Annotated in this window: 19 protein-coding genes; 5 read left to right on the top strand and 14 right to left on the bottom strand. The window is 35.7% G+C overall.

Translation table 11 applies throughout. From position 1 onward, the window contains the following. Window positions 1-3 precede the first annotated feature (3 nt). The 4 genes from B096_RS0102415 to B096_RS0102400 form a co-directional block, all read right to left on the bottom strand. A complete protein-coding gene (locus B096_RS0102415) occupies window positions 4-846 on the bottom strand; it encodes a MurR/RpiR family transcriptional regulator (protein ID WP_018579196.1) in 843 nt (280 codons plus the stop codon). 24 nt (window positions 847-870) lie between these two features. After that, window positions 871-2,043, bottom strand: a complete 1,173-nt coding sequence (locus B096_RS0102410) for a PTS transporter subunit EIIC (protein ID WP_018579195.1) — start codon at window positions 2,041-2,043, stop codon at window positions 871-873. Between the two features lie 72 nt (window positions 2,044-2,115). Beyond that, window positions 2,116-3,153 carry a MupG family TIM beta-alpha barrel fold protein gene (locus B096_RS0102405; RefSeq protein ID WP_018579194.1) on the bottom strand — a complete coding sequence of 346 codons (1,038 nt, stop codon included), beginning with the start codon at window positions 3,151-3,153 and terminating at the stop codon, window positions 2,116-2,118. A gap of 3 nt (window positions 3,154-3,156) precedes the next feature. Then, entirely contained in the window at window positions 3,157-4,458 is a 1,302-nt protein-coding gene (locus B096_RS0102400; protein WP_018579193.1) for a PTS sugar transporter subunit IIC, read from the bottom strand. 170 nt (window positions 4,459-4,628) lie between these two features. On the opposite strand from B096_RS0102400, the gene B096_RS0102395 reads away from it, so the two are divergent. Then, window positions 4,629-4,859 carry a hypothetical protein gene (locus B096_RS0102395; RefSeq protein WP_018579192.1) on the top strand — a complete coding sequence of 77 codons (231 nt, stop codon included), beginning with the start codon at window positions 4,629-4,631 and terminating at the stop codon, window positions 4,857-4,859. A gap of 99 nt (window positions 4,860-4,958) precedes the next feature. Here the strand turns inward: B096_RS0102395 and B096_RS0102390 are convergent, their stop codons facing one another. From B096_RS0102390 to B096_RS0102380, 3 genes are all read right to left on the bottom strand, one after another. Continuing rightward, window positions 4,959-6,116: a VanZ family protein gene (locus tag B096_RS0102390; RefSeq protein WP_018579191.1), complete on the bottom strand. Its 1,158-nt coding sequence runs from the start codon at window positions 6,114-6,116 to the stop codon at window positions 4,959-4,961. Window positions 6,117-6,131: 15 nt separating this feature from the next. Beyond that, entirely contained in the window at window positions 6,132-7,715 is a 1,584-nt protein-coding gene (locus B096_RS0102385) for an ABC-F family ATP-binding cassette domain-containing protein (protein WP_018579190.1), read from the bottom strand. A gap of 190 nt (window positions 7,716-7,905) precedes the next feature. Beyond that, window positions 7,906-8,451: a carbonic anhydrase gene (locus B096_RS0102380; protein ID WP_018579189.1), complete on the bottom strand. Its 546-nt coding sequence runs from the start codon at window positions 8,449-8,451 to the stop codon at window positions 7,906-7,908. A gap of 294 nt (window positions 8,452-8,745) precedes the next feature. On the opposite strand from B096_RS0102380, the gene B096_RS0102375 reads away from it, so the two are divergent. Further along, window positions 8,746-9,987, top strand: coding sequence for a competence/damage-inducible protein A (locus B096_RS0102375; RefSeq protein WP_018579188.1), 1,242 nt, complete (start codon window positions 8,746-8,748; stop codon window positions 9,985-9,987). Window positions 9,988-10,181: 194 nt separating this feature from the next. On the opposite strand, the gene B096_RS0102370 is transcribed toward B096_RS0102375, so the two are convergent. After that, window positions 10,182-11,600: a phospholipase D-like domain-containing protein gene (locus tag B096_RS0102370; RefSeq protein WP_018579187.1), complete on the bottom strand. Its 1,419-nt coding sequence runs from the start codon at window positions 11,598-11,600 to the stop codon at window positions 10,182-10,184. Window positions 11,601-11,783: 183 nt separating this feature from the next. Here B096_RS0102370 and B096_RS0102365 point away from each other — a divergent pair, with 183 nt between their 5' ends. After that, the gene (locus tag B096_RS0102365) at window positions 11,784-12,296 is read left to right on the top strand and encodes a hypothetical protein (protein ID WP_018579186.1); all 513 of its coding nucleotides are present in this window, start codon (window positions 11,784-11,786) and stop codon (window positions 12,294-12,296) included. A 64-nt stretch (window positions 12,297-12,360) separates the two neighbouring features. After that, the gene (gene brnQ, locus B096_RS0102360; RefSeq protein ID WP_018579185.1) at window positions 12,361-13,653 is read left to right on the top strand and encodes a branched-chain amino acid transport system II carrier protein; all 1,293 of its coding nucleotides are present in this window, start codon (window positions 12,361-12,363) and stop codon (window positions 13,651-13,653) included. Between the two features lie 26 nt (window positions 13,654-13,679). On the opposite strand, the gene B096_RS0102355 is transcribed toward brnQ, so the two are convergent. From B096_RS0102355 to B096_RS0102335, 5 genes are all read right to left on the bottom strand, one after another. After that, window positions 13,680-15,824 (bottom strand): YhgE/Pip domain-containing protein, encoded by a 2,145-nt coding sequence (locus B096_RS0102355; protein WP_018579184.1) that lies wholly within the window; start codon window positions 15,822-15,824, stop codon window positions 13,680-13,682. Then, window positions 15,814-17,922 carry an efflux RND transporter permease subunit gene (locus B096_RS0102350; protein WP_018579183.1) on the bottom strand — a complete coding sequence of 703 codons (2,109 nt, stop codon included), beginning with the start codon at window positions 17,920-17,922 and terminating at the stop codon, window positions 15,814-15,816. Before B096_RS0102350 ends, B096_RS0102355 begins: the two co-directional genes overlap by 11 nt. 4 nt (window positions 17,923-17,926) lie before the next feature. Then, a complete protein-coding gene (locus B096_RS0102345) occupies window positions 17,927-18,514 on the bottom strand; it encodes a TetR/AcrR family transcriptional regulator (RefSeq protein WP_018579182.1) in 588 nt (195 codons plus the stop codon). A 158-nt stretch (window positions 18,515-18,672) separates the two neighbouring features. Then, the gene (locus tag B096_RS0102340) at window positions 18,673-19,050 is read right to left on the bottom strand and encodes a cytidine deaminase (RefSeq protein ID WP_018579181.1); all 378 of its coding nucleotides are present in this window, start codon (window positions 19,048-19,050) and stop codon (window positions 18,673-18,675) included. Between the two features lie 78 nt (window positions 19,051-19,128). Beyond that, a complete protein-coding gene (locus B096_RS0102335) occupies window positions 19,129-19,821 on the bottom strand; it encodes an MgtC/SapB family protein (RefSeq protein ID WP_018579180.1) in 693 nt (230 codons plus the stop codon). A 207-nt stretch (window positions 19,822-20,028) separates the two neighbouring features. Between B096_RS0102335 and B096_RS0102330 the strand changes: the two genes are divergently transcribed. Beyond that, window positions 20,029-22,101: a glutamine synthetase III domain-containing protein gene (locus B096_RS0102330; protein WP_018579179.1), complete on the top strand. Its 2,073-nt coding sequence runs from the start codon at window positions 20,029-20,031 to the stop codon at window positions 22,099-22,101. Window positions 22,102-22,295: 194 nt separating this feature from the next. On the opposite strand, the gene B096_RS0102325 is transcribed toward B096_RS0102330, so the two are convergent. Then, window positions 22,296-25,499, bottom strand: coding sequence for a MucBP domain-containing protein (locus B096_RS0102325; protein ID WP_018579178.1), 3,204 nt, complete (start codon window positions 25,497-25,499; stop codon window positions 22,296-22,298). Between the last annotated feature and the right edge of the window lie 101 nt (window positions 25,500-25,600).

Below are 25,600 nucleotides of genomic sequence, written 5' to 3'. Positions count from 1 at the left end.
TTTTTATAGACTACGAATTGACTTGATTGTTTCTCGTGTATTTACAATCTTACGTCTTGTTTCTTCAATGTTATTTTTAGCAACACCGAGATATAATAAATCCGAAATTGCAAACATTGAAAAACGAGAGGCAATAGAACCCAAACGCACTTCTGATTCTTCTTTAGGAATGTTTATTACAAAGTCCGAACACTTTACAAGTTCATTGCGACCCACTTGTGTAATGGCAATTGTTGTTGCTCCTTTTTCTTGAGCAAGTTTCTGAGCCATGATTACTTCACGGGTATGCCCTGAATAAGACAATGCAATGGTCACATCGTTCTCTGTGATGTGTGTTAATGAAGACATCTCTAAATGAAAATCATCAAAATAAACAACGTCTGCATCAATACGAACAAACTTATGATACAAATCTTGACATACAATGCCTGAACCACCAATACCTAATAAATAGATTCGACGGGCGGAACTAATTGCTTCAATTGCAGCATCTAATGTTTCAAGATTTAACAGTTTATAAGTGTTATCAAAAGTTCGGTGATTGCTGTAATGAGATTTACGAACCATTGTTTCGATCGTATCTTCTTCTTTGATTAGTTTATCAAAGGATTGTTCTTCCTCACTATGATCGCGAGCAAGTTCAACTTTTAGGTGCGTAAAACCGTTATATCCAATTTTTTTGGAAAAACGCACAATCGCAGCAGCTGAAGAATTAATCTCCTTCGCAAAATGTTGAGAAGAAAAATTAACGACATCATCCTTATTTTCAAGAATATACTCTGCAATACGTTTTTCAGTATCTGTATATGTGTGCATGTTTTCTTTAATCCTATAAATACAACTCATTACATTTCCTCCTATTATATTATTCTAATGTTCAAATTCTTCTTTAACCAATGACCGATCATACATCTTAAAGAATGGGTAATAAATAAGTGTTGTTATTGCAATTAGAACAAACGCTAAAATCAGTGAACGGAAATCACCGAGTGTTGAGATAAAAAGTCCTAATGGCATTGGAATTACCCAAGGTGCGACAATACTAGGAACTGAAACATATCCTAATTTCATTGAACTATAAGCAACAATTCCTGTTAAAATTGGAGCTAAAAAGAATGGAATGGTAAAATACTTATTATTAACAATTGGTGTTCCAAAAATAATATTTTCGTTAATATTGAAAATGTTTGATGGAGCGCAATCCTTACCTAATTGTTTTAAGTGGTTACTCTTCGCCATCAACATGTTGATTGTAAGACCAAGGGTACACCCTGAACCGCCAATCCAGACACACCAACCAAAGAACGTTTCAGTTCCAAGATAAACAGGTAACGCTCCGCCAAGTATCATATACCCATTAACAATCATCATATGAAACCAAAAAGGACGCATTAGAGTTCCAATGACACCGACACCATGAATCCCTAAAACCCAGAACATACAAATGATTACAATGAGTATCAGTATGGCAACAATACCACTGAGTGCATTGGTTACTATAATAATACCATTTGCTAGGTAAATAAACGATCGATTAAAGATAAAAATAAAAACAAACATAAACGCCATCATAACAAAAACTGGCCATAAACGATTATAATAATCAACGACAGCTTGTGGCAACCTTTTTCTTTGAATTTTAAATGCGTCAAGTTTATTAAAAAAAATTGCTAAGATTACGGCAACAGGCATAGTTATAATGGGAAATGTAGTAGCGAAACCATTCGGTATCAAAATAATTCCCGGTAACAATGCTAAGAAAACGGTACTCATTCTAAAACTCTCGTCGACTGTCTCATTAAGCACCGCTTTCGCGATCAGGTACGATAAAGATACGGCTAACATAATACAGTACAATTGATACATCATTAATGCTTGAGTACGCATCGCCTCCTGAATCTTGCCTGCTTGATCAAACTGATAAAAAACAAAAATAAAAAGTGCCAATGCAATGTTGACATAAGCCATTTTATTAATTGCATCTTTAATCGAATTTAATGAACGACTTTCTTGTATTTTTGTAACGTATTTCTCTAAAAACATAATGTACTTCCTTTTCTCTGAATTTAATGCACATGTGGTGCATCATTTTAAAAAAGAAGGAGTATCTCCTTCTTAGTCTATTCTAACAAATTTTATTTTCGTGTAACGATCAATCGCATATACTAAATCAACGTAATCAGGATGAATAAATCCAAGTACATTAGTTCTTGCATCCATCGGAAATGCTTTCTTACAAATTTGCATTTCACCACTATATCGACCGGATAATGCATTTTCCATTGTGATAGCACCACGAACACGAGCTCCATTATTAGAAACTGGAATTTCCGGAATACGAGGTGTTAACATACGAATTACGTTTTCTGATAAGTCTTTTCTCACTTCAAACGTACGATCATACATATCACTTGCTTGTTTATTAAAGAATGCTGGAATATGCATCACTGAATCTTTCATATACGCTTCAATATAATGTAGCGTCTCTAAATATGCTTTACTGTCACCAATCAGAATATCTGTGATACCACAATCATGGATCAATTCTACTGCGGCAACATAAGGATTACATTGACGGTGTTTTTCAACAGTTGGTAAACCTTCATAAAGTGGGAATCGCTTCAGTTCATCGCCTGGAATAAATGCCATAATACGAATATCATGACGAATAAAGACTTCATTGATTGATTTAAAATATTCTAATGATAATCCAGTTTCAGTTTTAGGATAAAAATTGTGTAAAACAGAAATATTAGCAAAATCCACCCCTGCAGCTTTTGCATCAAGAATATATTGTTCGTTTACAACACTCGCGTTTAACATCAAATCAAAATCTTTCAGTAGTGTTTTAACAATTTCAAAATCATCAAAACCATAATCAAGTCGTAAGGATGTAAATCCAAGTTCTTTGAGTGACTGATAATCATTTGCTTCAACACCTAATTTTTCGAATGTTGCGGGTGAAATATCGGGTACTAATTCCAATCCTAGACGTTTGACTTCTTTTAGAAATTTTGGCATCTCTTGATCTAGCTTCGATAAGTCTTCTTCAGGGATATGAAGCGAAGTAAACAAATACTTCGCTCCAATCTTAGAAGCTGCCTCTAAATAAGCATAATCTAGGTCTTTAAAATAACTTGAAATGCCTAACATAAACTAGGCTTGATCAGCTTTTTCAGCTGCAGCCATTTCTGCTAGATCATTTTTCTCCATTGCTTTAACAAATGGGTAGAAGCAAAGGAACATAAATACCCAACCTAATAATACAAAGATTGTAGCGGGAATACTTCCGGCTGTTGCTAAGTATGTTTTAATTGGTGCGGGTGTAATCCATGAAATCATCAATGCAGGTACAGGAATTACACCTAATGAAGTAAGAATAATTGCTGCAAGCGCAAGTACAAGGTAACTCAAGATAAATGGAATCATCATGAGTGGGTTTAACATTATTGGAAGACCAAAGATTAAAGGTTCACCAATATTAAAGAGTGAAGCAGCGAGTGCTAATTTACCTAGTCCACTTAAACGTGGTGATTTGGACATAATTAAGCATAATGCTAATGGGAATAATCCCGTCCAAATATAGTTATCCATAAATACAGATGTATATGTATGAGGTAAGTTTACAAGGCTTCCTGTAGCTTCAAAAGCTGCTAAGTTTAATTGAGACATTTGACCCCAGAAGGTACCACCTACTGAGTTTACAATGTTTGACCCGTGAATACCAACAGCCCATAAAATACGGTTAAGCAATGTTGCGATCATCACAACAACAGGTGAATCACCAACAGCAACTAAAGGTTTGAAGACGCCTGCAATCAATTCCGGAATGTTTAATTGGAATACATGTCCAAGTAACCACCAGAATAAGATTACAAAGAAACTTGGTACTAAAGCAATAAATGATTGTGATACCATTGGTGGAACACCTTCTGGCATTTTAATAACAAGTTTTTTATTAACGACGAAACGGTAAATTTCAACTGTAATAATTGCTACAATCAGTGCTGCAAAGACACCAAGTGCTCCCATATAGGTTGATGGAACACCGGTAAACTTACCTTCAACACCATCGACCATTGTCGTCACAGTTTGTGCTGGATTTAAAAGTAAGAATGATGCAACAGCAAGAATCATCGGTTGAACAATATCGTGATTTTCGCCTCGTTGTTTGTTATAGAATTCTACTAATCCATATGATGTAGTAATTACTGTGTAGAGTGCGATAAAGCCGGTTCCAACTCCCGATGCGGCTGCAATGACCCAGCGTTTATCCCCTAAGAAATCAGTCCATGCTTTAACAGGGAATGACGCAACAAGTAAAAATACAGAANCAATTACCAATAATGACATGATTCCGAGTCCAGTACGTTGCATTACTTGGACATATTTTAGTTGAGAAAATTTAATCAGTGGTGGGGCAATTTTCTCTTCAATAAATTGTGTTAACTTCTCCATATTAACTCCTTTTCTCGCACTTGTTAGTGCTTACATATGAATAGTAACCGATTTCAAAATAAATTTCAACCTTTTGGGACAATTATTGTAATAATATTTCAATAATTGTATAATCCGTTGAAATCGGTTGCATAATTTGATAAAATTATTTTGTAGAAAGAGGTATGAAGATGAATACAATAATTATTAATAGCCCTATTATGCAAAAACAAATCCAGAAAATTGTTGAGGAACTTGAAGATCCAAAATGCACATTTGTAAAGAAAGATGGCATTAAACTTTACTTTGAGACCAATATGGAAGATAAAGATGAAGCATGCAAGCTCATCAAAGCAGCAATTAAAAAAGATCCAATGGCTGGTGCAATTATGTTCACCGTCAAAGCGGATGAATACATTTAATTGATATATAGTGTAAAAGACACATTCTGAGAGTTTACTCTTAGCGTGTGTCTTTTTTTTACAAAAAACCTCTAAAGAATCTTTAGAGGTAAAATTAAATTATTCATTCAAGTTTTCAAATTGATAGGTATTTTCTATATATGTTTTAGAAATACGTTCATAAAACAACCGATAGTCCCTATGAATTAAGGTTGACAGAATATGGAACAATAGAAATACCCAGTAGCTAAATACAATTAGTAAATATACAATAGTCCCCACCAAATACGCTGATGAGCTGTAATGGGTTAATGTCTCAAGTAAACTTGATGTTATATCTCCAAATCGAACGATAAAGAAATACATAAAGATCATGCGGATTAAAAGTTGCTTAAATCGAAGTGCATCCCCTTCTGCTTGGATACGAATGCGAACAACAGACATCCCAAGTGTTGATCCCTGGTGAAACCAAGGCCATATAGCAAAGAAAAAAGCAAATCCTATCACATTTGTCACCATTACAAAGGTTGTGTGATTCGACCATGTAGGTAATATCGCTTGTGCCCCCATCATAAAGATAGACAGTGCGAAATTATAAATGGTGATATCAATCATATAGGCAACAAATCGACGTAAATAAGTGACGGTTGTAGACTTTTTCGCCGATTGCAAGTCGAGAACCTCTCGTGTTGGGAAAAAGTAAGTCATTGCCGGTGCAACACCATAACCAACAAGTCCACCCAAGGTATTTAGTATTAAGTCATCAACGTCAAACAATCGATAAGGGCCGGAATAATAGCCATAAAGACCACTCAATTGGGTGAATTCGAAAAAGAGTGATAATAAAAAACTCAAAATCAACGTCTGCTTGAAACTCTTATTAAAATAATAACGCAAGTAAATTCCAAAGGGTATCGTCATCACAATGTTGAAAAGCGGCTGTGTTACGACCCCTTCGCGCAATCCGCGAAGCATGGACCGTGGATTATGAAGATTCATCGACGTTTCTCGCAAGAAATCACCAACAAATGCAAAGGGCTTGAGTTGCATCATCTCCCGCCAAGAAGTGTGAATGCTCTCACGTTCTGGTAAGGGTAAAATAACTAAATAATAAGCACATATAAGATAAAAGATAAAACTATAGATTATAAAAGCTCGCCATTTTGAAATTGATCCATGTTTATGATAATCATAAATCAAATAGGGCATCAATAAAGCCAATGCAATAAATGGAAAACTAATTAATGCACTGCGAATTGGATACAGGTAAACGCGCATCAAAACCTCCCCTTCTTATTTACGATCTAAGTATTCTTGATACGTCCCTAGGTAATCGATTAACGTACCATCTTCTTTAAATTCCATAATTCGTGTGGCGGTTGTATCAATAATTTGATGATCATGTGATGCAATGAGAATTGTACCTGGGAATTTAATTAACGCATTATTAAGTGCTGTTATGGATTCCATATCTAAATGGTTCGTTGGTTCATCAAGAATTAGAACATTTTTACCCATAATCATCATTTTGGACATCATACAACGGACTTTTTCGCCACCTGATAAGACATTTAATTTTTTCAAAGCATCATCACCAGCAAAAATCATACGGCCAAGGAATCCCCGAACATAGGTTTCATCTTTTTCATCTGAAAATTCCATCAACCAATCAACAATACGTTCATCTGTTTCAAAATCTTCATCAAAATTCTTATTAAAATACCCATAATCAACACTTGAACCCCAATGAATAAATCCTGCATCAGGTTGTAGACGTTCTGTAATGACATCGAAAAAAGCTGATTTCGCAATTTCTTGGTCACCTACAAAGGCTACTTTTTCTCCGTTTCCAATCGTAAAACTTAAATTGGAGAATAAATTCTTTCCATCAAGCGATTTTGATAAGTCACCTACTTCAAGAACTGAACTTCCAAGATTACGCTTTGGTTTAAATTCAATAAATGGATAGCGGCGTTTAGAAGGAACCATTTCATCAAGTTTGATTTTAGATAGTGCTTGTTTTCGAGAAGTCGCTTGCTTTGATTTGGAAGCATTAGCGCTAAATCGATCAATAAAGTCTTGTAATTCTTTAATTTTTTCTTCTTTTTTCTTATTAGCATCCTTCATTTGGCGAAGAATTAATTGACTGGATTCATACCAAAAATCATAGTTTCCAACAAATAGCTGAATCTTTCCAAAATCAATGTCCGCAATATGAGTACATGTTTTATTTAAAAAGTGACGGTCATGGGAAACAAGAATGACGGTACTTTCAAAATTGATGAGAAATTCTTCAAGCCATTGGATGGCCTCGAGATCTAAGTGGTTGGTCGGCTCATCCAAGAGAAGAATATCAGGATTACCAAAAATTGCTTGTGCGAGTAAGACTTTCACTTTATCAGAACCCGTTAATTGGGCCATTTTCGACTCATGGTATTGACGATCAACACCTAACCCATTAAGTAATGTAAAGACTTCCGCTTCAGCATTCCAGCCATCCATGTCTGCAAATTGTTCTTCCAACTCACCAGCACGAATTCCATCAGCCTCTGAAAAATCTTCTTTAGCGTAGATTACTTCTTTTTCTTTCATAATTTCATAGAGCTTTTCATTTCCCATAATTACAGTTTCCAGCACTGTATAATCGTCAAAAGCAAAGTGATCTTGTTTTAAAAATGACAATCTTTTTCCGGATGGAATTGAAATATGACCGCTTGTGGGTTCAAGTTCTCCTGATAACAGTTTGAGAAAGGTTGATTTACCAGCCCCGTTCGCACCAATCACACCATAACAATTTCCTTCTGTAAACGTTATTGACACCTCTTCAAATAAGGCTTTGCCATCAAACATTAATGATAAATTATTTGTACTAATCACAGATATTCTCCTTTAAATTCATTCAAACTCCTATTATAGAGTAATTTTGTAAATAAACAATAAAAACAAGACGCTGCGTCTTGGTTTTGTCATTACTTATCGCTTCTCTAGTATACCAAATTTTTGATAACATAGTAGCTTTATGATATAAATAAGACCCCTCATCAGCATTGAAGGGTCTTATTTAATATTATAGCCAGGTTACACTTCCAGATGTGATATCGTAAAAAGCACTGATTACTTTAACATCATGCGCTTGAATTGAAGGATTTCCTTCAATAAGTTGAGCAGTACACTGCGCATGTTTTGCAGCGGATGCATCAACACCTTCTGGTATGACATGTGCTTCAATACGATTAATGATAGTCTTTAAATTACCTTCTAGTTCTGCGTGCTCATAGGCAGCAGTAACCGCACCACACTGACTGTGTCCTAGAATAACCACCAAAGGTGTCTTTAGATTTTCAACCGCATATTCAATGCTTCCCAAAACTGAAGCATCGGAAACATTACCGGCATTTTGAATTAGAAATAAATCACCTAATTTACAATCAAATATAATATCGGGTGAGACTCGGGAATCGGAACAGCTTAAAATAATTGCGTATGGATTCTGACCCGCACCCATATCTTCAAGTTCATTTTCAGAATGATGTGCATTCTTTACCTTTTGTTCAAGAAAGCGACGATTTCCCGCTTTTAACCACTCTAATGAATCTTTCCAGTGATGGATCATAGATTACTCCTTTCGTTCTTCACGAACGTTCTTATTGAACTATAAAGTAAAAAGCAGTAAACAAAACAGCATCTCTATGATTACTGTCGCAAACTGTAAAAAGTGCAAAACCACAAGGAATGAGGTTTAACATACTTTCGCAGAATGTCTGATGGCTTTTACTTACTTAAATATTATAAAGTTATCACCGTTTGATTGCGGTCAACGTAATCAATCATTTACCCAATGTCATCAATAAATATTCTGTGAAATGACCTAAAAAGTGTTATTATTATTGAAGAATGGAGACAAACTATGAAAGCAGAAATTATTTGTGTCGGAACAGAATTATTATTAGGTGATGTCGTAAATACGAATGCGGCATACATCGCTCAGCAATTAGCGCATAACGGAATCTTTTGTTATCATCAAAGTGTTATTGGAGATAATCCAGAGCGCCTTAAAGCATCTTTTAACAGTGCATTAACTCGAAGTGATTTAATTATTTTAACGGGTGGATTGGGTCCAACGTATGATGACTTAACTAAAGAAATAATTGCCGATTCTCTTGGATTATCGCTTGAGCTACATCAACCGTCTATGGACCGTATTGAGGCATATTTTAAAACAACCGGTAAACCGATGACGGAAAACAATATTAAACAAGCAATGGTACCCAACAATGCCATCGTTTTTGACAATCATTGCGGTACAGCACCCGGGATTGGTATTGAAATGGATGATAAAACCATAATTCTTCTGCCAGGTCCTCCACGTGAGATGCGTATGATGTTTGAAACCTCTATCAATGATTATTTGTTAAATAAAACAGATATTGCACTCATTTCTCATAAACTCTATTTGTTTGGGATTGGTGAATCTGCAGTCGAAGCTTTACTTAAAGATAAGATGATTGATTATCAAAATCCAACTATAGCTCCTTACGCTATGCAAGGAAGTGTTATGCTTCGCATTACCGCTACTGCAGAGACGTCAGAAAAAGCAGAGGCTCTCATTAAGCCCGTTATCAAAGATATTGAACAATTATTTGAACCCTACCTCTACGGAGTTGATATAGAAAATCTTGAACAGGTTGTGGTTGATGCCCTCAAGCGAAAAAAATGTACTGTTGCGACAGCTGAAAGTTGTACCGGTGGTATGGTCAGCTCACGCATTACGGGTGTTTCTGGAAGTTCAAAGGTATTTGAGCTTGGAGTAACAACTTATTCAAACGAACAGAAAATAAAAATTCTAGACGTTCCCTCTCATCTCTTTACGACGGTGGGTGCAGTATCAGAAGAAGTTGCTGCAGCGATGGCAATCGGTGTTCGCACCTTGGCACAAGCCGATATTGGTATTGGTATTACAGGCATTGCAGGCCCTACAGGAGGAACGGATATGAAACCGGTTGGACTTGTTTATATCGGTATTGCGACCTCAAGCGGTGTCGATGTAAGAGAACTTAAACTTGGTCGCGGTCTTGCCAATGAACGATCACAAATTCAACAAAATGCTACCAATCATGCCCTTAAAATGATTTTAGATGAACTTAAATAAAAAAACTGTGTTGCAACGGTAATTCAAGCAACACAGTTTTTTTTAGGTCCGAACATATTCAAGGAGAAGTATGAATATGCAATCAGTAAACCATGTATCGGGTATACATGCCCCCCAATTTACTGATTAACCACATTAATCGTAACCAACAATTCTTAACATATTCTTAACAAAAACTTAAATCCACTTAATTTTTATACGAGTGGTTGAAAGCTACGAGAAAATAACGAGATGATCCACATCAAACATTTTTTATACAAGGGCACCTTCAAAGTTTGATGAACTAAAGGATCTGTTGGAGTTCCCTTTTCATCAACTGTTTTTAAAAAATCCTCTTTTCCTTCGATTGAAGTTTGCACCACTTGATTAAATGCTTCACTTCGAATGTAGACAACAGATTCTGTATTTTGGTAAAGGCTACGGTCATCTAGATTAAACGATCCAAGAACAACAGTATTTGAATCAAATAAATAGGCTTTACCATGGAGTGAAGCACGATTTGGGTTGAAATACTCATAAATATGGACATTTATCTCAAGTAATTGTTTTCGATGCGCGTGATAATTGGAATATGCTGGATAGTTTGGGGAACTGTAAAGGGAGTTGGAAACATAGCTTACTTCAACGTTGCGTTCTTGTGCATTTTGGAAAGCATCTAAAAAATGTTGATTTCCTGTTGCATACGGAGTTTGAATAACAATTCGATTTTGAGCATTGAGCGCTAATTGTTGTAAAAGTGTACCGATAATAGGTTCTTTTACTGTATTTACAAATGGTTGGTTTACAAGTTGAAGATGGTCTACTTCAGTATAGGTTCCGGGTAATTCCTGTTCGACATCATAGACATGAGGATTTAAATCTAAATAAGCTTGTCTTATATTTTTGAGACGTTTACGTGCAGTATCGGTTGGTTTTCCCATTGTTTTTTGATTAACGTAGGGAGCTGTAATTAGTTCATCCATAACATTCTGTGTCGATTCACTTAAGCTATTCACGTATGTGTCATTTTTAACCATAACATCCAAATCATGGGTTATTGAACCTGTATATCCTTGTGGATTATAATAATTATCGCCGATATTTCGTCCACCAAGAATTGTCATTGTATGATCGACATTTATAAATTTATTATGAAAAACGGAGTTCCAAGAAGATGGTTTTAAGAAGTTAATTGGATTATAACCATAGAGGTTAACAGTGTCATAACTTGCAAGCAGCTCAAAGTTAGCTTGGTTTGACCCATTGTACCCACCAACCTTATCGTCAAGAATCATATTAATGGTAACACCACGTTCAGCAGCTTCTACAAGTTCAGCAAAAATCAAATCAGCGGCATCCCCACCTGTTACTTTATAGTAAACCATGTTGACAGAAGATTTTGACTGAGCAATCAGATGAATGCGTTCTTGAAGCGCGGCTTCAGGATCATCGATAAGTTTCACACTATGCGGATAGTGATTGTTTCCATCGACAATCTCTTGGATTCCCTTTAGGTTTTCAGAACTTATAGTTGGCATTCGGAAACTTGTCGTAACCATGCCGATAATGATATAGAATACCAGAATACCGAAAATGCTCAAAATAGCTTTAATGATAACTTTTACTCGTTTCAAACAATCGCCTCTTTCTAAGATTACTTTATCATGTTGTTGAGCAGAAAAAATGAAAGATTTGTGTAGATACAATCCCCTCTAAATATCAAAAAAAACAATAATGTTTAAATTGTGATAAATAGTGTTCCAAAAGCATCTAAACAGTGTATAATCCTAATTATAGTATTCTTTTGGGGGATGTATATGAATAGAAAAAATATTATAAGTTACTTCATTTTAATTTCGGTTTGCATCGGATTATTTATGTATTCTTCGATGAATCCTTTTATGATGAAAACCCGCTTTTATCAATGTGATAATGAATTAGAATCCCAACTGATTTTTACGCAAACAGGAACCTATGTCATCTTAAATAAAGATGGGACATTTTATAAAGATAATTATTTTCGAACATTCTTAAGATCCTTTCGTTTAGCCGATCATGATGATGTCCGCTTTACAACTTTAAATGAGTCCGTACGCTTTCACTCTCGCACACATGGTAATCTTATTTGTATGCAAAATTATAAAAAAGATCACCTAATCCCACAAGATCGAATGGCTGCATTGATCTCAGACCATCATGATCAATTAATTCAACTCAGTAATTTAATAAAACAAAAATTCAATAAAACGAATCCGGTGATTAATTACAATACAATTGATTATCAAATTACTTTGTTTGAAAAGAATTTTGATCATATTCTTGATAATTAGCTTCTTCTCACTTAATATCCATAATTACGTTATACACTATAAGTCCTAGAAATTGGAGTTCATTATGCATAAATTATCCCGTCTTGAGATTTTTTCTCTTGGCATTACTGTCTTTTCCATGTTTTTTGGGGCTGGAAATCTAATTTTCCCCTCAATGATTGGTTATCAATCTGGATTCAATTTACCAATATCAATATTCTTTTTCTCTTTATCAGCTGTTTTTCTTACTGTTTTAGGTATTAGTGCAGTAGCGAAAGAGGATGGTTTTTATAATATTGGTTCTAAAGTACACCCTTATTTTGCTACAGCATTTACCATTGTTATTTATGTTTCGATTGGTCCGGGTCTCGCAATTCCACGGGCAGGAACAATGCCTTTTGAGATCGCCATTAAACCATCTTTAAGTGCAAGTCATCTTGGTATTGGCATGTTTATCTATACTTTAATCTTCTTCGGTGTTGCATGTTGGCTGTCGTTTAAACCAAACAAATTGGTTGACCGCATGGGTAAAATACTCTCACCAATATTATTGAGTTTATTAGTTATTACCGCGATCATTGTATTTATCCAACAACCCTCGCATATCGTTCCACCGGTTGAACCGTATCAAACACGTCCAGCATCAGCGGCTTTTGTAGAGGGTTACATGACCATGGATGCTATCGGTTCTTTAACGGTAGGACTTGTTATCAGTATGATTATTAAAGGGTTCGGTATTGCCGATAAAAAAGTTATTCAAAAAACAACCTTACATGTAGGTGCAATTGCAGGTATGCTTTTATTTTCTGTCTATATTCTCTTAGCGATGGTGGGAGCACGTGTTGCACCAGTAATTCCAGAGGCAACAAATGGCGCTGAAGTGTTATCAGGTGTTGCACAACTTGCTTATGGGCGTTTTGGCGTTGTTGTACTTGGAATCATATTTACCCTTGCTTGTCTTACAACATGTGTTGGTTTGATTACATCCTGCAGTAAGTATTTTTCAGAGCTCTTAGGTTTTTTAAGTTATGAAGGCTTTGTAATGGTACTCTCGTTAATCAGTCTTATCATTGGGAACTTCGGATTGAATCAAATCTTATCCATCAGTTCTCCAATACTCAGTGCGATTTACCCTATTGCGATTACGCTAATTCTACTCACACTCGTAGGAAATATTCCGCAGTTAACATTTAAAACAACAACATTAGTAGTTTCAGTTATTAGTATTATGACAAGTATTAACCGCTTTAATCCAATGATTTTCCGGTTTGTGAATGTCTTACCTTTAAATCATTTACAATTTTCATGGATCCTGCCTGGATTTATTGTCGCAATCATAACAACAATTTATGCAAAATTGGTAGAGATTGAGGACTAAATAAAAAAACGACCGAAGTCGTTTTTTTATTTAGAAATTTTTTCTTTAATCCATGCAAAGAAACCTTTATGTTCTTTAACTGTTTCTTCAATTGCTTTGGATTCTTTTTCTTTTTTAATTGCTTCTGTTCGCATAACCATCTTGGATGAACCTTCCATTCCCTTACTCAAACCTGAGATTGTTGTATTTGATTCAGCAATTTCAACCAAACTATCTTTAACCTCTAAAATTTGTGTAAATTCATTAAAATCAATGTCATCACGACTGGATACTTTAGCAACACCTTCCGTTACTTTTTGATTAAGTTCGGAAGTTCCTTCAACGAGTTTTTTGGAGCCAGACTCAAGTTGTGTCCCTGCTTGATGAACCTGTTGTGAACCCTCTGCTAATCCATAAATACCGTCTTGAAGTGTACTTGAACCCTCATACAAGGCATTAAGTCCACCAGACAATTGGCCTGCTCCAGCAGATAATTTATTAGAACCCTCAACTAAAAGTTCACTACCGTGAGATGCTTCTTTGGACTTCGTATCAAGTAATACGGCACCTTCTTGTAGTTTTTGTGAATTTTCACTTAGTAGTAGGGTAACATTTTCAAACTGTTCCAATCCATTATCAAGTTGACCAAGTCCAGTTAATACTGCTTTTTGATTTGTATTCACAGTGTTAAGACCTGCATCAACGGCTTGTGATCCTGCCATCAGTTCTGGCAGTTTTCCGTCAACTTGTGTATAAATGGCATTTACTGAAGCGTTTGATTGTTCTAATGCTTCGACTGTTTTTTCAAGTTCAGCATACTCTTGTTCAAGGGGAATACGATCTGCTTCATCTGGAATAAGTGCAATGGCTTTTTCTAAAACTTTAATTTGTGTTTTAAGTGATGCGATTGTCTCTGTTGCTTGAGTAGTTTGCGTGAGACCCATCTTATTGGCATCATTTACACTGGAAACACCCGCTGCCACTTGAGCACTGCCGGCAGTCAATTGTTGTGTTCCCACATCAATTTGGGACATACCTTCCTTAAGTTGTGCTACGGAACCTTTAACGGGTTTAAGACCATTGGATGCCTGTATGAATCCCTCACTCAATTGAACTGATTTGTCAGCAAATTGAGAAACACCTTGGCTCAGTGCCATATATCCATTTCCAAGTTGAGAAGCTTTATCACTAAACATTCCTGTATTTTCAGCAAGGGATTGTGCACCGACTGAACTGCGATATAAGCCATCAAAAAACGCACCTGAACCATTTGCCAATTGGCTCGATCCATCATGAATCATTCCGACTGCATTAACATAGTCGCTGATTCCACTATTTAATTGTTCTGATCCATCAGATAATTGTTTTGTACCATCTGCAAGTTGGTTGGCAGCATCTTTAAGTTTATCGATGCTACTTGCAAGATCTTCAACACTATCTACATTTTCTAATGTATCAAGATTAGGAATGTTGGATGTTGCGGTAAACATGATGGGACCCATTTCAAAATCTCGCACGTCAGCGGTCACTTCAAGGTGATCATTGAGTCCGAAGAGATCTTTTGTAATCCCAAGATTTTCTTTCATTCCTGGTAAAACGGCAAAGGTTGCAATTTGATTGCTACCATCTTGAATTAATTTACCTGTATTCACAGTAACGTTTTCAAAGATATCTGTTGGTAAATTCATTACAGTAGCAACCATATAAGGTGCATAACCTTTTTTGCTTCCGCCATTTTTCAATTTAATAGTGCGTGGATCGTTATTTTTGATGTCGATTGATATTTTCAAGCGACCACTTTTCCCGACAATATCTGCAGGGTTAACGGTTTTACCGTCCAAGGTGTAAACAATATTTGTTGCAATGGGAAGTGTTTGTTCCACATCACCTTGATAATAAACATCATTTTGATCTGTATTCCAAATTAAAGTATTACCAGCAATGGAAGGTTGTTCATCAGTTTTCACATTCACAACATTCTTTAAATTGCTTTGATCTTGGATGGATTTCAATCCTTTATCAGAATGGAGGTGGACACTTGTAACTTTATGAACCACATTCCCATTACTGTCAAGATTTACGTAGATTGTTTCGTCTTTTTTGATTACTTCATTTGCGCTTACGGGCATCACCGCAAACATACTTAATGCAACTGCGCCACTTAAAGCGCGAACTGAGTTCTTAGTTTTCATGCTTTATAACATCTCCTTTATTACTTTTATTCCATCCGCGTGTCGTTTTACTAATGATTCCTTCACAAGCCAAGAGAATACCTGGCAAAATAAAGAGTATGACAAGCGTTGAAATTAATGCTCCACGGGCAATCATGCCACTGAGACTTGATACTAATTCCATTTCTGAAATTACGGCAACACCGATGGTTGAACCAAAGAATGCAAGACCACTTGTTGTAATTGATTTCGCTGATTCCTTGACTGCAATTTGCATTGCCTCATGTTTTTCAATACCATTTGCACATTCTTCTTTAAAACGTGTTGTTAGAAGAATCGCATAATCAACGGTAGCACCTAATTGAATGGATCCAATTACGATTCCTGCAATAAAAGGAATGGGTGTGCCAGTAAAGAACGGAACACTCATGTTAATAAATATAGCAAGCATGATTGCTGCAATGAGAAGTACCGGTATGGATATGGACATAAATACAATGGCTATAATGACAAAGACCGCTGCAAAGCTTAGCGTATTAACTCGAGCAAAATCCTCATCCGCAATATCGATTAAATCTTTGGTAAGGACCCCTTCTCCGGTTAATAACGCACCTTCATCATATTGTTTCATAATTGAAGAAATTGCTTCAATTTGATGATTCTCTTCGTCCGTTGCGGATTTGTAAGAAGAGTTGATAATTAAACGCTTGTAGTCCCCTTTTTCAAAAATATCAACGACTTTTTCAGGAAGGAATGCTTCAGGAATTGTAGGTCCAACATATTTTTGATAAGAAATAACATTTTCAATACCATCTAACTGCTCTATTTCTGAAATCATTCGGGTGATTTCAAAGTCTGGAACTGTTTTTGGAACGACTGCAAAGTGTGTCGTTTGCATGTTGTAATCATCTTTTAACTTTGTGAGGGCAACCATTGATGTCATATCTTTAGGTAACGATTCATCAAGGTTGTAATATACATCGTTGTTATTTTGACCATAATAGGCTGGTACAAAGAGAAGAACTCCAAGGACTACAAACACTTTTGCATGTTTCGTAACCAATTTCGATAAATGGTCAAATTCAGGTAAAATTGTACGATGACGCCATTTGTGAATGGGACCATCAAAAACAAGAATAAGTGATGGTAAGACAGTCAGAACGGATAGAACACCCAAGATGACACCTTTTGCCATTACAAAGCCAATATCTTTACCTATTGTTAAATTCATGGCTCCAATGGCTAAAAATCCAGCAACAGTAGTTAATGAACTTCCGACAATTGAAGAAGCGGTTGAAGCAATCGCAGATCCCATTGCTTGCTCCTTATCGGAATTCTTTCTCAGCTCTTCTTCATAGCGGTGTAATAAGAAAATTGAATAGTCTAATGTTACACCTAACTGAAGTACAGCAGCCAAGGATTTTGTTATATAAGAAATTTGGCCAAAAATTAAATTCGTACCAAAGTTATAAGCAATTGCATAACCGATACTTAAGAGGATAATAAACGGAATCACTGTCGATTCCAATGTCATTGCTAATACGAGGGTTGCAAGCAATACAGCAAGTCCCACATAAATTGGGGTTTGTGAATCAGCAAGCTCTTTAGTATCCTTTAATAATGCGGACATTCCACTTAAGAATGAATGATCATCAAGCATTGTACGAATTTCACCAATTGCTTCATGGGTAAGGGGTGAAGAGTTTCCTTCATCAAATTTCACAATAAGCAATGTTGAGTTTTCGCGAAAAAGTAATGATTGTACATCTTCGGGTAGCATGGTTGAAGGTACTGAGGTATCGACAAGGTCATCCACCCAGATTACATCTTCAACTCCTTTAACTGTTTTAATCTTTTCCTTTGTGTTTACTACATCTTTGTTAGTCATATTTTCAATAACCAACATGCCTGTAGAAGCACCACCAAATTCTCGGTCTAATATTTCTTGACCTTGAACGGATTCTGAGTCTTTTGGAAGATAAGTAAGAATATCATAATTTATCTTCGTTGAAACAGCACCGTAAAGCGATGGAATCAAAAGCAATGTCGCTACAATTAAAATTGTTTTGCGGTGTTTTGCGATAGCATCTCCAAACGCTTGTGTAAAACCTTTCTTCACTAAATCATCTCCTAATAATACGTTTTATGGTATCAAAGAGAAAGGGTTTCATTGTTTCGATACTTGAAGGTTCTTCGAGAATAATTGTGTTATAAGCAACAGAACCTGTGAGCTCAATAATAATGTAAATGGTATGATCAATCTCAGCATTCGATATCCCAAGATCTTTCAATCCCTTTGTAAACATATGATAAATGAGATTGATTTCTTCATAATCTTCCTTTGCTCGTTTTAGAACACCCCATGATAAATTCTTATGGATAAGTTTTAAAAGCAAACGATCCCGTTCTAAAAAATCAAGGATTACATTGATGAAAAAAATCACTTCATCTTCAAAATGGTCGAAAGTTTTTACATGTGTTTCATTGACAGCATAAACGAGAACATCGGAACTTTTTTTGAAAATAATGCGATCTAAGATGTCGTACTTATCTTTGAAGTAAAGGTAAAAGGTCCCCTTACCAACCCCTGCATGTTTCGCAATATCACTAATAGATGTTTCGTTAATACCATGACTTGTAAAAAGCTCATAAGCTGCATTGTACAATTTATTCTCTTTCAGTAACTTGTTTTTTTCAAGTTTCGATACCATATTTCCCTCCTCCGATACAAAACTGACCAACGGTCATTGTGCCAGCCGTTGTTTACTTTACCACCAAACTGACCAACGGTCAACTTATTTGATAAATTTGTATCTTTTCTTTCTATCATTATCGCATGGATAAGCAAACAAAAACACGGTTTCCCGTGTTAAATTGAAGCATAGGGCAAGAGTTGTTCAAGAATTACAAGATGATCTTGAGTAACCATGATTTCACACTTCTTATTTGCATGATTGATTTGATAAAGCAATTCACGTGCTTGTGCCGAAGGGGCAATTACGTTTCCTTCATGATTAACTGTTACCATTTTTGTAAAATGACTCTCGCCTGATTTTAGGGCTTCTGCAATGGCACTCATGCCAGCACAACATCCATTATTGGTTGTTGTTTGAATAGAAACTCCTGTAAAGATAGTCCCAGATGCTGAGACTAAGGCTGTGCACTCACCTTTGAGGCTTGCCTCAGAAGATAGCTCCATACGACTTGAATTTCGCATCGCTACTTCGATTAATTCGATATAATTCATACTTATCTCTCCTATTTCTCCGTAATTCTATCACATGAATTACACAATGAGAAGCATTTTGTATGAATAAATTGACATTTACGCTTTGGTTGTCTGAACACTCATAATAGAGTTACATTGAGAGAGCGACTCTACTACAAGATCGAAGGTCTCCTTATGGGTTCCTTTGATTTCAAAAGTCGTGACGTGGATACGCTCTTGGCCATATACATCTGTATGAAACTCAAGCCGTTCATAACTAAGCCCAAGTGCGTCAAACCGATCCGTAATCTCTTTTGCAATGGCATGTCCCCCTATATACTTAACAACGACATGCAAAGGAACCATCACATTAATAAAACGTTTTAGCAAATATAAGATAATGATTACAAATAAGAATCCGACAATTGCAATTTCGTAATAACCCATTCCGCAGGCTATTCCGATTGCGGCTACTGTCCAAATTGAAGCTGCAGTTGTCAAGCCAGTAACATTGCGTTTGGTTACGATGATGGTACCTGCACCTAAAAAACCAATACCACTTACAACTTGACTAATGAGCCGCGCTGGATCAGTTCGAACGGTACCTGCGATTTCTGGATGAAATAACCCCATTTGATACACGTCATTAACAATAACGCTTTGAATTAAGGCAATCAGTGCAGCCCCGATTCCCACCAACGTATGGGTGCGTAGTCCCGCCGTGCTGTTATTCCATTCACGTTCTAAACCAATAATGGCTGAAAACAGTGCAGCAAAAAACAGACGCATAATGATTTGATCAAGTCCCATAAGACACCTCTTTCTTTATATATATTTTAACATAAAAACCGATCTTAAATTTTAGTTTGTTTTTCTTCTAAATTTTAATAATCACCGATGAATTCGAAATTATTTAAGATATTTCAATTTATTTCTTGAATTTGATGAGGAATATCATATTTTTCTTTACTTTTAGCTAATTTTATTCTATATTTTACAAGAAAAAGGAGATTATGTATGAATAAACCTTATGATGATTTTGGGTGTAAACTTTTTACAAAAGATGTAATGAGTGAATATTTACCACGTCCTGTATTTGAGCGTTGGCTCAATGCAATTCAATATAAAGAAAAAATGGATATTACAAACGCAGAGGCTATTGCACATGCTATGAAAGTTTGGGCATTGGAACATGGTGCAACGCACTACTCTCATTGGTTTCATCCGATGACTGGATCCAGTGCTGAAAAGCACGATGCATTTATTGAACCGGACCGTGATGGAAAGCCAATTACACGATTTTCCGGAAAAACACTGATAAAAGGAGAAACGGATGGCTCCTCTTTTCCCAATGGCGGTCTCAGACAAACCTTTGAAGCGCGTGGCTATACTTACTGGGATGTAAGTTCTCCCGCTTTTATTCGCGGTCATGTTTTATTTATACCATCAATTTTTATCTCTTACCACGGTGAATCTCTTGATGAAAAAGCACCACTTTTAAAATCGATGGAAGCATTGAGCAAACAAGCAACGCGAATTGTAAACCTTCTTGGTGATAAGAGCGTAACCAGTGTTGATGCGATGATCGGCCTTGAACAAGAATATTTTCTTGTAAATGAGAAATATTATAAAGAACGCGAAGATTTAATTTTCACCGGGCGTACGCTATTGGGTGAAAATGCTCCTAAAGGACAAGACCTGGTGGGACACTACTATGGTAATATTCCTTCAAATGTCGTTCATTACATGGAAGATGTTAACGAAGAACTCTGGAAGCTAGGAGTTTATAGTAAAGTCGAACATAATGAAGTAGCACCTGCTCAATTCGAAATTGTAACGCATTTTGATAAAGCGAATATTGCACTTGATCAAAATATGATCGTAATGGAGACTTTGCAACGGGTTGCCAAGAAACACAATCTAGCAGCATTACTTCACGAAAAACCATTTAAAAATATTAATGGGTCTGGAAAACATAATAATTGGTCTTTAGTCACCAACACAGGTCATAATTTGTTTGAGCCTGGAGAACGTCCACATGAAAATATTCGTTTTCTCGTATTTGTCTGTGCGCTCGTAGAAGCGGTAGATACTCATGCGGAATTATTACGCTTTGCGGCATCCTCAGCAGGCAACGATCATCGCTTAGGTGCCTCAGAAGCACCTCCTGCGATCATTTCCCTCTTTGTAGGAACGGTGTTAGAAGAAATTTTTAAACAACTTGCAACTTCTAAGAAAATAAATATTGAAAAAGAAGTTCAATACTTTACGCCGCTTACAACTTTAAGTGCAGTAACAAAGGATTATTCAGATCGTAATCGTACTTCACCCTTTGCATTTACCGGTAATAAATTTGAATTTAGAATGTCTGGGTCATCGATCTGCAGCGCTTTTGTGAACACAGTTCTCTGTTCCATTATGGCTGAGTCTTTAGAAAAAATCGCAGATGACTTAGAACAGTTTAAATACATCCAAGATATTCGTGAGCATGCTCTTGGACATTGTCAACGGATTATCCGTGCTCACCATCGAATTATTTTTGACGGTGACTCGTATCACGACAATTGGAAAGATGAGGCTCTACGACGTGGACTTCCCAATATAGAGCATTTTGTAGACTCAATCCCCTCTATGTTGTATCCCAAAAGCGTTGCACTATTTAAAACAACCGATGTTTTGAGTGAACGAGAGTTACAAGCCCGTACCGTGATTATTCAAACTCGATTTATCAAAACAATCAATACTGAAGCAAACACCTTACTTAAAATGATTAAACGCAGCATCATGCCTTCTGTCGTAACTGCAATCAATCACCTAGCCTTATCGCAAAGCGAAAGTAAATACATCAAACAGCAACAATCAATGCTTGAGCAAGGATTGGATACCTTGGACGATGCAATTCGTACGCTTGAAGCAAAAATAGAAGCAGTGACACACATTACATCATTATCCGATAAAGCACAGGCAATGCATTACCAAATCCGACCAGAATTTGACCATATTCGCTTGATTACTGATCAACTTGAACGAATTATGTCAACGGAACATTATCCTCTCCCAACCTATACTGAGTTGTTATTTGAACTTTAAAAAGTCTCCACTATGGAGACTTTTTATTATATATTCATGATTTCAAACATTATTCATCCCATAAAGATACTAATATAGCACCCGCCCATGTGGCCAAGATGATTAAGAGTGTTATTTCTAAATTAATATTGTTGTTGCCAAACACTATATCACCTCGTTTCTACTTACTTGATTTAATATAACTTTTAGGTACACTATTGGTTCTCTTTGTTTTTATTATTGAATTTTGAAATTATGAAGACCAAGCCACCGGTTATAAGAATAAATAATCCTAATTCTTCATTACCAACACCCGCAGACGGTAATACACCATTATCATTTTCGTTATCAATTATTGGATTAACAATTTCTTCGTTCTCATTATTTTGAGTGAGTGGGGTGTTCATGTATTTATAAATTACAACTTCGACATCTTCTTTAAAAACACCTTGACTATTAATAGGCGTCTCTATAATTTCATATAATTCATCGTTTAAGGATTCTGTCTGATATGCTTGACCAACTTCACCAGTCAATTGTATCGGTTCAACGATATCTTCATTAAATTCGTCAACATGACGGATGAGTACTTTTCCGTATTTAATATCAGGCTGGATAGACTCTTCATTAACATAAATTCCTGATTTAAGATTTTCAGTTGGAATGTAATCGTTAGCTGTTAATGCAACATTCATCCATCCAGAACGATTATTTGCAGGACTATTTGCATTTCTTAAATTATGATTAAGCGTTTGTTCGAGTATAATGGGAACTCTAAAATTAACATATTCTCGGTTTACAGTCGTATTAGGACGTTGAATAATTTTGAATGAACGAACTTTATCCCACGATTCAATTTCCGATTCAGATTTCCATTGTGGATCTTGGGCATTCTCATGATTAGCTAAAGTTTTAAAATCAGCAGGATAATTTGTTTCTTTATCAAGTTCATCTTGAATTTCTATAAATTGTTCTTCACTGTAATATACATCAAATAATTCAGATAATGATTCATCAAGTTTTATTGATTCCTGAATTCCCAATTGAATTTTAGAGTTTCGCTCATTAAGTGTAACCAAACCATAGTCATTAACAACTGGCAAAATCCCCATAATCTTTACATTGTCTAATCGAGAATCAGAAGACTCATCCAATGCGATTTGATACTCTACGGTATCGCCCGGTTTTGCTTCTACTAGATTCATCCCATTCGTGCTTAAAAATCCGGAATCTGTAGAGATAGCTATGCCATAATTACCGATTGATTGAAAATTTTTGACTGAAAGGTAAACAATTTCATCGAATACATCATTTTGATTTAGATCGTTTATATCATCCGTTTCGATTGTAGGATATAGATTCGTTTCTGTGTTGTAATCTGGTAAATTTATGAGTCCCGCTTCGCCCAGATAAGTATTAATTTCAAAACGATTATTTTTTTTCAATGTTTTAAGTGCTTCTATTTTAAATTTAATCGTTATATTTTTTCCAACTGATAGAGTTTGATTCCCTAACATAATTTTGACTAATTGCCGATCCGTATTTTGATAATTTTCATCTACAATCTCAAACTTATAGTCGTTTTGTAAAGATTCAAGATACTTTGTTTGACTGGGTAAAACTACATATGTTTCTACCTCACCAGTTATTGGAGCTATTGCTTTTTGAGAATTTATTAGATTGATTTCAACTGTATTATCACCTACAACCATCATATTATCATCATTAACTTTGATATCTTGTGAGAAAATTCTAAGTTCATTAACTTCATGTTCTACAATATTTGCTGACCGTTTACCCATAATACGTACGTATGATTCATCTTGAGTATACCAATCATTTTTATCGTTATCCCAAACTCCATTCTCATCGTATGTAAAGTTTACATTTCCTAATCCTACTCCATTACCATTTCCATTAATAGAGAAAGAAGGTTTTAATGCCACTTCTCCTATATAGCCTGGGTTTGGTTTGGTCCAAATATATACACCTGGGTTATAATTTGCACTTGGAATATATGAATAGTCAAAAATAGCTCTTTTAATTTCTTTTTTTAAGTTTATTGCATTGGTTCCAAATTTATAATGTGTATCCGGTTGAACATCATCTACAATTGTTTCTACTTCACCATCGGTATACTCTACTTTAAATGCATATTTTGGTTGTTCTCTTAATTCTGTTGGTAACTCTTTTCCGGGTCTAAATGATGCTTTGGAAGAATAAAATTGGTATAAAGATTGATTACCATCAAATTCAATTGATAACTGCATCTTATTTGGATTGTTTTGAGGCCAGGGATTCATCGCGTGACCTACTCCATGCAGAATTCTCCATCCAATAATTGAGTCGTTGTATAGTGTTGGATTAACATCTTTTAGTTCCGTACTAATACCTCCAACGTCATCCTTGGGTCCATAAAAATATGCTGGCCAGACCTGCCCGTTTAACAGTGGGGGCTCTGTGCCAAGTCGTTGTGTAATCATTACACTTGCTTCATGCGCTTTATGCATATTCACGTCCCCAATAAACTTAGCATCCAATGTCGCTATAGTTTTTAAAGTTTTGAAAGGTTCAGCATCATTATTTATTTTAATTTTAATGATAAAACTTTCATTAAATAAGCTGTCGATATAATGCTCTTGTTCCTCTATTGTAGGAACTTCAAACTCCCAAGTTAAACTCTTTTTGTCTTCCGAAATTTTAGATGGTGCAACGGTATCATCTAAAACACCATCGTAGGTTCCCTCACCTTCAATATGATAATTTACAATAATTTTTGAATTTTCTTCAAAGTATTTAATTCCACTACTAATTTTCGGAGCATTTATATTAAACTCCCATAAACTCGTCTCACCGACACCAGGTGCGGCTACTTGTGTAGGAGATTCTTCAACGTTGATATAGGTTGTACTAATTTCGATGACACCGGTGCTATTTACTTTAATTGGAGTGGCACTTGTTTTAATAGAATCTGCTAAATTAGTCGCTGTAAAAGTTGCATTAATGGAGTAACTCGTCTCGTCATTGCTCACTCCATTCCGAGTTGGAATTTTGATTGTGATTACTTCATCGAAGGCTTTATCAATTTTACCAAGTCTATATACAATTTTATTGTTCACTAGAGTTGGTACGCTATTTAGTATTTTAATCTCATTTAAATCAATTTGTTCGAGCTCTTGAATATCTACCCCCTGAGGATCAAGAGTTAAAACCGCATTTTCTAGAATATCTTCTTTATTTGTAATTGCATGCGTTAGTGTTAATGTAAATACTGCATTATCACCAGCTTCGACTAATTCACTATTTGAATTAACAGCTAGTTGTAATGCATCACTGCTGGCACTTACAGATAAGGAACGTACACTTGTTGTCACTAAGAGCATAAAAACAAGAAATACCTTTATCAATTTCTTTACCATATAATAATACCCTTTCTAAAAATACACATGTTTAAGTATATTTTTATTCCTCAATGTAAATATTTATGAGGAATGATAGTATTATACTTAGAATAAAATAT

Source organism: Erysipelothrix tonsillarum DSM 14972 (genome assembly GCF_000373785.1).
Taxonomy (GTDB): Bacteria; Bacillota_I; Bacilli_A; order Erysipelotrichales; family Erysipelotrichaceae; genus Erysipelothrix; species Erysipelothrix tonsillarum.
Note: the sequence above shows the minus strand (reverse complement) of the source record. Positions and strands in the feature narration are given on the sequence as shown.

Coding starts and splice junctions, on each gene's coding strand:
- B096_RS0102325 (WP_018579178.1), bottom strand. CDS start 25,499: ATGGTAAAGAAATTGATAAAGGTATTTCTTGTTTTTATGCTCTTAGTG.
- B096_RS0102335 (WP_018579180.1), bottom strand. CDS start 19,821: ATGGGACTTGATCAAATCATTATGCGTCTGTTTTTTGCTGCACTGTTT.
- B096_RS0102365 (WP_018579186.1), top strand. CDS start 11,784: ATGAATAGAAAAAATATTATAAGTTACTTCATTTTAATTTCGGTTTGC.
- B096_RS0102395 (WP_018579192.1), top strand. CDS start 4,629: ATGAATACAATAATTATTAATAGCCCTATTATGCAAAAACAAATCCAG.
- B096_RS0102380 (WP_018579189.1), bottom strand. CDS start 8,451: ATGATCCATCACTGGAAAGATTCATTAGAGTGGTTAAAAGCGGGAAAT.
- B096_RS0102375 (WP_018579188.1), top strand. CDS start 8,746: ATGAAAGCAGAAATTATTTGTGTCGGAACAGAATTATTATTAGGTGAT.
- B096_RS0102355 (WP_018579184.1), bottom strand. CDS start 15,824: ATGAAAACTAAGAACTCAGTTCGCGCTTTAAGTGGCGCAGTTGCATTA.
- B096_RS0102345 (WP_018579182.1), bottom strand. CDS start 18,514: ATGGTATCGAAACTTGAAAAAAACAAGTTACTGAAAGAGAATAAATTG.
- B096_RS0102330 (WP_018579179.1), top strand. CDS start 20,029: ATGAATAAACCTTATGATGATTTTGGGTGTAAACTTTTTACAAAAGAT.
- B096_RS0102390 (WP_018579191.1), bottom strand. CDS start 6,116: ATGCGCGTTTACCTGTATCCAATTCGCAGTGCATTAATTAGTTTTCCA.
- B096_RS0102340 (WP_018579181.1), bottom strand. CDS start 19,050: ATGAATTATATCGAATTAATCGAAGTAGCGATGCGAAATTCAAGTCGT.
- brnQ (WP_018579185.1), top strand. CDS start 12,361: ATGCATAAATTATCCCGTCTTGAGATTTTTTCTCTTGGCATTACTGTC.
- B096_RS0102405 (WP_018579194.1), bottom strand. CDS start 3,153: ATGTTAGGCATTTCAAGTTATTTTAAAGACCTAGATTATGCTTATTTA.
- B096_RS0102410 (WP_018579195.1), bottom strand. CDS start 2,043: ATGTTTTTAGAGAAATACGTTACAAAAATACAAGAAAGTCGTTCATTA.
- B096_RS0102415 (WP_018579196.1), bottom strand. CDS start 846: ATGAGTTGTATTTATAGGATTAAAGAAAACATGCACACATATACAGAT.